This window comes from Coleofasciculus sp. FACHB-1120 (assembly GCF_014698845.1).
Lineage (GTDB): Bacteria > Cyanobacteriota > Cyanobacteriia > Cyanobacteriales > FACHB-T130 > FACHB-T130.
In genome coordinates this window covers 1-8094 of sequence record NZ_JACJTV010000065.1, presented here as the reverse complement: position 1 = coordinate 8094, position 8094 = coordinate 1, and the positions used below count along the sequence as shown (strand labels likewise).

Here is an 8094-nt window from a genome sequence, read left to right as displayed (position 1 = left end):
CTGGTCAATGTTGTCTGTGGATTGATTGCTTATTGCCATCAGGCCAAGAAGCCTTCACTCAATCTTGACTGGGTTTTACCCCCTGCTGCTTAACCCGTACTGACGTTGTGAATAGGGTATCGGCAGTTACTCAGATATGTATTGCTCAAATATTAATCACTCGGACATTAAAAAATATACAAAATAATTCTGCATACCCCCAAGACAGTCAGAGATATATCCCCAATTGCCGGGTAGGTCGGAAAAGTAATTCCTACCTACCTGCAATCCTATGCTGACCTAGTTGCGAGCTTTTTTCTGGATCTTGTCAATCCATAAATCAACTCTTCCCCTCCCTGTTTTAACAAAATAAATTACTACAGACGGCTCAATTTGTTTTTCAACATTGGAGAAAGTCTTATCTATGAAGTCCCGTTCAAAAGTCCACCACTTATCAAAAATCTCTAAGCTAATACAAGATTGATCTAAAACTTTTTTATACAGCTCGATTTGGAAATATTCAGACATTAGATGTTAAATTTTTATGTCTCCAAATGAGAGCGGGCGAACGACTAAACGAGAGCGGCTGTAAATAAAGCCCAACTCAATTATGGCAGCGCTTTTAGATCGTCTACTGCCGTAATTGAGTTAGGTGTGACGCAGCTTGGTGAAGCGGCGGATCAGATATGCTGCGAGTAAAAAGAACGGTGCCCAGCTAATGAGGAATAGAAAAAATGCTGGGGAAAACGAACCAGGCTGGTTGCCCAGGTAGGCACTGGTAGATGGATCGTCGCCCCCGATCGCAATGGCAATCGCTGGCCCAAATCCCTGAAGCGCACCCCACCAACTGAATGCTGCTAAGCAGCTCATGCCAAAGCGATGTCGTGCCACATCTGTCGTATGGTGATTATCCAAGGACGAGGTAGTTCTTGCCATGACAATGACAATGAGGATGAAAGTCCAAATCATCCACAACGCACCAGTCCACGGATTGAGTCGCAAAGTGATGATGAGTGTGAGCAACAGTCCAGTTGCGACGAGCAAACTGGGCACCACCGTGATATCCATCTCCCTGGACTGCCGACGGAATACACGCGGCGGTGTGACCTCTCGTAAAATGTAGAGAATGCAAAGACCTACGAACAGGAAGCCTAGGCGTGCCGGATAGGTGGTGGGCATGGTGTAACCTGCGTATTTCGTATGGTTTTCTTTTACGAAAAAGCAGAGTCGAACCCCGTCGAGCACGATACCGCTGAGGGCTACAGTGACCATCGACCACGCAAAAAAGCGTCCAGAGTTTACATGCGCTCTGCTGCCTTTTCGCGCTCTGAAAGCCACAATCGCCGAAATCGGTGCGATCGCTCCGGCAATGATGTGGAGTAAAAGCATCATCAAGAAGACGGAGTTGGCAAAGGAGCTTCCGTAACTAACTGGCTTGTGAAGCAAAAACGTTGATTCCACTGCTCATTCCTACCCTGATTGCACGCAACTGACAAGTGAGGCATGATTCTCGTAATTTTACCAGTCTCTCAAACGGTTGTTTTTTATAAGCAGCATTACCTTCAAGCTACGTAGCAGCCATACAACTCGCACCCATCAAGCTCATCACTTATCTAAGTATAAAATTTTGTAAAATCCGCATAAGCTCCCCGACTAACGCTGACAAGTTTATAGAAGTAGAAACTACCTGAAAAAGAATCGGAGATTGGAGTCATGGATAAGCGGCATCGGTACTTGCAAATCGCCCTTGTTGTTGTTGGAACTGCTTTTCTCCTTGTCTATCCGTTGATGAAAATCTGGTCATCGGGTTGGTCATGGCAACCAGGTCAATCTGAATACGAACAGATGATCGTTGGCATTTATGCTACGCTCGGTGTCTTTTTACTATGGGCTTCTCGAAAACCTGAAGCGCATCTGAGTTTAATCTGGTTCACTATCTGGTCGAGTGTTGTTCATGGCCTGATCATGGCAGTACACGCAATAATTGATTCTGCGGAACGTGGACATCTCTTAGGCGATGTTCCAGCATTAATCTTGGTGGCAATTGTCCTTGGTGCCCTAGTGCCCCGCAATCTGCTGTCAGTGCAGGAATAAGCACGACACAATCAATCAAATGTAGCCGACATCAGAACGCAATGCAGTTCGTCGGAAAATGATGACAAATAATCTATTATTCAATACCCAATTGAATAATGTTGGCATTCTCGAAATCATTGGAGAGTCGTATTGGTGCAACCTAATACTTTGTTAATACCTACAGTTCATCATTACCTTTTTAAGATTTTCGTAGAACTACCGGGATTCGTATTCATGCAGCATCTCCTCGAAATATTGCACATGTCGGTTGATCCCCTGCTCGACTGCCTTCATCAGCTCGGCAATCTTCGCTGAATTCCCTGTGTATCGTGTCACTGCCGGACGAATCGCATCATGAAAATGCTCAACTTCTAATTCTGCGTGCAATGCTAGCCAGGTTGGATGCTTCATGCTGCGAGCATCGAAATAATACTGGAGAATTCTTTCATTGCGTACTGCCACGCATAGCTCTCGTCCGCTCAGGGTTGCAAGGGCTTCGTAAAAGTTATTTGTTCCATAACCAAAGTCGTCAAAGAATGAGCGCTCATACGATACTGTAGCTGCGCTCCGACGAGATGCCTTAATTTCAGGATCGCCAAGTCCTAGATCGTGGAGAAATTCTAAATACATCTCACTATGACCATCCTGCAAGTCTGTGAATGTGTGATCGGCTAGGGACATGATTGCTGCTTTCTGATCTGGGTCAGTGCAACTTCCGGCTTTGACGATGCATAATCCAAACCACTGATGCAGACGATCCCGCCAAAGTTGGTACTGGAGGAAGGCATATTGCATGATGGACGGGGTGATTTCTCCGTCTTGAAGCAGGCTGAAAAAACGGCTGCGATCAAGCGATTCGTTACAATAGGCGACCGTTCTTTCAGTTATTGCCTGCTTTTGCGCTTCGACTTCAGGCGGTAATTTTTCCCGATTTAGACGGCTGGATGTAGTGGCGAGCGTTGAATTTACCTTCATAAAATTCTCCTTCAGCGTCGGCCTTGTCTTGCCACAGAAGTTAAAGTTACAGGACTTGAACCGGATGCGTTATATGTTCCGAACAGCCAGTCTTTATATGCTATGAGCATGTAAGTGCATATCAAAATATGCTTGAGAATATAGTAAGGATAGATATGGAGTTCCAGCATCTTAGCCAATTTGAGCTTCGACAGATTTGCTACTTCATTGCAGTGGTGCAGGCTGACAACAACTTCAGCGCGGCAGCAAAGCGTTTAGGAATTAAGCAACCTCCCCTCAGCCAGAGAATTCAGGCGCTTGAAGAATTGCTGAGTATCAATCAAAAAACATTGCCAGTAAAACTTTTCGATCGCAGCAAACGTCCGCTTGAGCTAACTGAAGCGGGTCAAGCTTTCCTGATAGAAGCGCAGCAAGCATTAATTCATCTCGAGCGAGCGGTTTCTCGTGCAAGACAAGCCAGTCAGGGTGAAATAGGGCGTTTGATCGTCGGCATGAACAATTCAATTGCCAACACAATCCTGCCGGAGATCGTGCAAGAGTTTCGGCAACGATTTCCAATGGTGGAGCTAGAATTGCACGAATGCACGATCGTGCAGGATATTCAACTACAGATGCTCAAGAACCATCAATTAGACGTGATATTTTCTCGTTCTCCTAGCTTTGAGCAGAACGATCCCACTTTGAGCTTTCAACCCATTCTTGAAGAATATTTTATTGTTGCGCTGCCAATCACCCATGCTCTTGCTAACCAAATGACAATTTCTCTAAAAGCACTGGCAGAGGAGGCGATTATCTTACCTTCCCTTGATGTATTGCCTTTCTATGAAAAAGTTGTCACTCTTTGTCGGGAGGCGGGTTTTGAACCGAAAATCAATCAAACTGTTACAGCAACTGGAGTTGTCGCGCTGCTCAGCTTAGTTGCCGCAGGGGTTGGCATATCGATCTTACCCAACCATGTTCAAACGTTACACCGTGAGGGAGTCGTTTATCGAGCGCTCGAAAATGCAGCCCTAAACCGGCAGATTGCTGTTGTTTGGCGACAGGAAAATTCGTCTATTGTTTTACGTCAATTTCTCAAGATCATTTGGGAGGTAACGAACCTGTCCCTGCTAGACTCTTGGTGAACGAGTTACCGATCCTGCAAGCTTGAAGTAATGCTCTTACCAAGAGTTGCTTTATGGCAATGTCAGGCGTAATTATAGGCTAGCGCCTCGCTTTGCTGCTTTGACCATACTGAAATTTATATATCCCAAAATAATGATTAAAACAGGTTACACAAACGGCTGTTTACGAGACAGATTGAAGTGCCTTTTCCAAGCGCTCGGAATCTGTAATGCTGGTGTCTTGTAAGCCGTCATATTACCGTTATCAGTCTCACTAGCCCTCAAATTGCTGTCGAATAACAAATTATTTTTCCTGTTATTAAACCAATGTCGTTAAACTTTTAAATTGATATAATTCTTATCTCCCCTATATCGTAGGGATAAAGGTTCTCTTGGGACAGCAGCACTTGGACTGATCGCTTAAGTCAACAAGATTGACACAGAGCGTTTGTCACTGAGAAGTTTTTGCGACGTAACCATAAAGTCTAGACTATTAAGAACCCTTAGACGAATAGGATACGCCATGCCGACCTATCGCTCCAAAACCTCCACTCAAGGACGCAATATGGCCGGTGCCCGCGCGCTCTGGCGCGCCACCGGAATGCACACTGAGGATTTTGAGAAGCCAATCATTGCAGTTGCTAACTCCTTTACTCAATTTGTACCCGGTCACGTCCACTTAAAGGATCTGGGACAACTGGTGTGCCGTGAGATTGAAGCCGCTGGTGGTGTCGCCAAAGAATTCAACACCATCGCCGTGGATGACGGCATCGCTATGGGTCATGATGGGATGCTCTACAGTCTGCCCTCGCGCGAGATTATTGCCGATTCGGTTGAGTACATGGTCAACGCCCATTGTGCCGATGCCCTGGTCTGCATTTCTAACTGTGACAAAATCACCCCGGGAATGTTGATGGCAGCTCTGCGTCTTAATATTCCCGCCGTATTCGTCTCCGGCGGACCGATGGAAGCTGGCAAGACCAAGCTCTCGGAGCACAAACTAGACCTAGTGGACGCGATGGTGGCTGCCGCGAACGACCGGATCAGCGATGAGGTGGTCGAAGAGTATGAGCGTTCCGCCTGCCCGACCTGTGGCTCTTGCTCCGGTATGTTTACCGCCAACTCTATGAACTGTCTCACGGAGGCAATCGGTCTTTCCTTACCTGGCAATGGCACCGTTCTTGCAACCCATTTCGACCGGAAGGATCTGTTCCTCAACGCCGCGCGCACTATTGTCAGCATTACCCGCCGCTACTACGAGCAGGACGATGAATCAGTACTGCCACGCTCCGTCGCCAGTTTCAAAGCATTCGAGAATGCCATGATGCTGGACATCGCGATGGGCGGCTCCACCAACACCATTTTGCACTTGCTGGCTGCCGCCCATGAAGCTGATGTCGATTTTACCTTGGCTGACATCGACCGCCTCTCGCGCCGAGTTCCTCAACTGTGCAAAGTGGCACCAAACACACCCCAATATCATATCGAGGATGTTCACCGGGCTGGCGGTATCCCCAGCATTCTTGGTGAGCTAGATCGTGCCGGACTACTCCACACGGATGTCCCGACGGTTCACACTCAGACTCTGAAAGAATCGCTTGATCTCTGGGATGTGATTCGTACCGATGACGAAGCGGTTCATACCTTCTTCAAAGCTGGTCCTGCGGGAATTCCAACTCAGCAAGCGTTCAGTCAATCGACCCGCTGGCCTTCACTCGACCTGGATCGGGAAAATGGCTGTATCCGTAGCCTCGAAAACGCCTATAGCACCCAGGGCGGACTTGCGGTACTCTACGGCAACCTGGCTGAACGCGGTTGTATTGTGAAGACGGCAGGCGTAGATGAAAGCATTCATGTGTTTGAAGGTAAGGCGCGCATTTATGAAAGTCAGGATGCTGCTGTTAATGGAATTCTTCGCGATGAAGTAGAAGCGGGCGATGTTGTGATCATTCGTTATGAAGGACCACGCGGTGGGCCTGGGATGCAGGAAATGCTCTATCCGACCAGTTACCTTAAATCCAAGGGGTTGGGCAAGGTTTGTGCATTATTGACCGATGGTCGCTTCTCAGGTGGGACTTCGGGTCTCTCGATTGGTCATGCATCTCCGGAGGCGGCAGCAGGCGGTAATATTGCTCTGGTCAAGGACGGCGATCGCATCCTAATCGACATCCCCTATCGCCGCATCAATGTGGATCTATCGGCGGAGGAATTAGCCAACCGTCGTGCTGACATGGAAGCAAAGGGCAAAGATGCCTGGAAGCCTGCACAGAAGAGGCAGCGGCGGGTGAGTGCGGCGCTCAAGGCTTATGCACTGCTGGCGACTAGCGCGGATCGAGGCGCGGTACGAAACCTGGAAATGCTGGAGTAGAAAAATACGCAGGCACAACCCCGTTTTTGTGTCGCTTGCAACAGGTCAATGGTAAGGTGGGAAAGCCTATCCTTGTCTCCCACCCTCCTAGTGTCTACTCCTTCTCTGTTTAAGTGGCGACATTTTCGTTTCTGTAGTAGACGCAGAAATAGTGAAGCTGACACCAGCCGCAAAGTAGCATTTCAAACACTTACGTGGAAAAGGTTCCAGTTTTTTTAACCCTCTTTTGTCAAACTGGGTAAAACCTTGATTTTTTGTGGGCTGTAACAACGGAAATCCGTTGAATTTTCCAAAGTGACAAAAGAGGTTAAACAGAAGTCCCCAGATAATTGTACTAATTTGCATTGAAGGTCTTGCTATATCGGGGATAGCGCTATTGCTCTTCAAAAATATGTACCCATGTAAGCGGTTGCAATGATAGTGTTCTATCATTGCAATCGACAAGAAATCGATTGAAACCATCTCCGTATAGAGTTTTCATCGATTTTCCCCATGTAAAGGCGACAAAAATGGTGGAAAGTCACTCTGAACCTCAAAGCCATTTGGTCTCAAATGCGTCTTGCCCATCCCCATAGACCAACGCCCCATAGTTTTGCCACTGTACCAGTGCTTCCGAGGTAAGTTCAAGATCGTGCAAAACACTCAAGTTTTCTTCTAATTGGGCTTGAGTTTCTGGTGCAGTTAGAGCCAAGTGTACAACTTTTTGGTGTAGTGCATATCGGTAACAATCAGCCGCCGTGGGAATCTCCCTAAGCCAATCTGGGTGTCCTCGTAGAAGTTGCCCCCAGCGAGTGCAAGTGAACGCGACGACTGGAATTCCAGCCTGTTGAGCCATTGGGAAAACCTGTTTTTCTGCCTTGCGATGCGCCATATTGTAGCGGTGCATGAGTATCTCACATCGACGGCTCTTAATCAAGTCTAAGGCGATCGCGCGATTATGGGTGGTTGCACCCACGTAGCGAATCAGCCCTCTTTTCTTCTAATCCCAAAGTTCATCGAGTACAGCCCAAATCTGAGCAACATCCTCATGAGGCGTGACATATTCGGCAAAAAATACATCCACGACATCAACATCTAGGTATCGACGCACCTGCTCTAGGTACTGCCGCAGTCTACCTTTATCGCGCTCCTCACTTCCTGTTGCCATCAATACCTGCTCGCGATGAGTGGCAACTATTGGCTTTAGTTCATTAGACCTCTTGCGGAATTGAGTAAAATCAGCTAAACAAAGTTTAATGAATTGATAGTTATAGTTCCTAAATTGATGCGTTACAAAAAAGCACTTGCATTGTCTAAATCTGACTTTAAAAGAATGTACGGGGTGAAACCGGAAACATTTTGGATGATGGCGAAAGTAGTACGAGATGGGAAAGAGGGCAGCCGTGGCAGCCATGCATCTATCCCAATTCCCGACCAAATCTTGTTAACAAGAGCAGTATTGGCGCGAGTACAGAACTTACTTTCATATTGCTCAAGATTGGGGCAGGCACGAATCAACAGCACAACGGACAGTCAAACGAATTGAAAATTTATTAATAAAATCTGGAAAGTTTCGCCTGCCGAGTCGGCGACATCTGGGGAAAGAGTCCGAAG

General features: G+C 47.1%; 10 protein-coding genes and 1 pseudogene. 5 read left to right on the top strand and 6 right to left on the bottom strand.

What is annotated here, in order from left to right; genetic code table 11:
• Positions 1-93: pseudogene (locus H6H02_RS28025) on the top strand (IS982 family transposase); the annotation flags it as partial.
• 186 nt (positions 94-279) lie between these two features.
• Here H6H02_RS28025 and H6H02_RS26190 read toward each other — a convergent pair.
• Together H6H02_RS26190 and H6H02_RS26185 are read right to left on the bottom strand one after the other, a co-directional pair.
• Entirely contained in the window at positions 280-507 is a 228-nt protein-coding gene (locus H6H02_RS26190) for a hypothetical protein (RefSeq protein ID WP_190823308.1), read from the bottom strand.
• Positions 508-627: 120 nt separating this feature from the next.
• The gene (locus tag H6H02_RS26185) at positions 628-1158 is read right to left on the bottom strand and encodes a hypothetical protein (protein WP_242040893.1); all 531 of its coding nucleotides are present in this window, start codon (positions 1156-1158) and stop codon (positions 628-630) included.
• Positions 1159-1243: 85 nt separating this feature from the next.
• Between H6H02_RS26185 and H6H02_RS27430 the strand changes: the two genes are divergently transcribed.
• Positions 1244-1405 (top strand): hypothetical protein, encoded by a 162-nt coding sequence (locus tag H6H02_RS27430; RefSeq protein ID WP_242040892.1) that lies wholly within the window; start codon positions 1244-1246, stop codon positions 1403-1405.
• 287 nt (positions 1406-1692) lie between these two features.
• Complete coding sequence (locus tag H6H02_RS26180) at positions 1693-2073, top strand: DUF6632 domain-containing protein (RefSeq protein WP_190823303.1); 381 nt, start codon at positions 1693-1695, stop codon at positions 2071-2073.
• 198 nt (positions 2074-2271) lie between these two features.
• On the opposite strand, the gene H6H02_RS26175 is transcribed toward H6H02_RS26180, so the two are convergent.
• Positions 2272-3030: an iron-containing redox enzyme family protein gene (locus H6H02_RS26175; protein WP_190823301.1), complete on the bottom strand. Its 759-nt coding sequence runs from the start codon at positions 3028-3030 to the stop codon at positions 2272-2274.
• Between the two features lie 128 nt (positions 3031-3158).
• On the opposite strand from H6H02_RS26175, the gene H6H02_RS26170 reads away from it, so the two are divergent.
• Both H6H02_RS26170 and ilvD read left to right on the top strand, forming a co-directional pair.
• Complete coding sequence (locus H6H02_RS26170; RefSeq protein WP_199329611.1) at positions 3159-4154, top strand: LysR family transcriptional regulator; 996 nt, start codon at positions 3159-3161, stop codon at positions 4152-4154.
• A gap of 502 nt (positions 4155-4656) precedes the next feature.
• Positions 4657-6501 (top strand): dihydroxy-acid dehydratase, encoded by a 1845-nt coding sequence (gene ilvD, locus H6H02_RS26165; RefSeq protein WP_190823299.1) that lies wholly within the window; start codon positions 4657-4659, stop codon positions 6499-6501.
• 532 nt (positions 6502-7033) lie between these two features.
• On the opposite strand, the gene H6H02_RS26160 is transcribed toward ilvD, so the two are convergent.
• The 3 genes from H6H02_RS26160 to H6H02_RS26150 all read right to left on the bottom strand — a co-directional run bounded on the left by H6H02_RS26160 (position 7034) and on the right by H6H02_RS26150 (position 8004).
• Complete coding sequence (locus H6H02_RS26160) at positions 7034-7456, bottom strand: hypothetical protein (RefSeq protein WP_199329609.1); 423 nt, start codon at positions 7454-7456, stop codon at positions 7034-7036.
• Positions 7457-7480: 24 nt separating this feature from the next.
• Positions 7481-7648, bottom strand: coding sequence for a hypothetical protein (locus H6H02_RS26155; RefSeq protein ID WP_190823297.1), 168 nt, complete (start codon positions 7646-7648; stop codon positions 7481-7483).
• A 122-nt stretch (positions 7649-7770) separates the two neighbouring features.
• Positions 7771-8004 carry a hypothetical protein gene (locus H6H02_RS26150; RefSeq protein ID WP_190823296.1) on the bottom strand — a complete coding sequence of 78 codons (234 nt, stop codon included), beginning with the start codon at positions 8002-8004 and terminating at the stop codon, positions 7771-7773.
• Positions 8005-8094 lie beyond the last annotated feature (90 nt).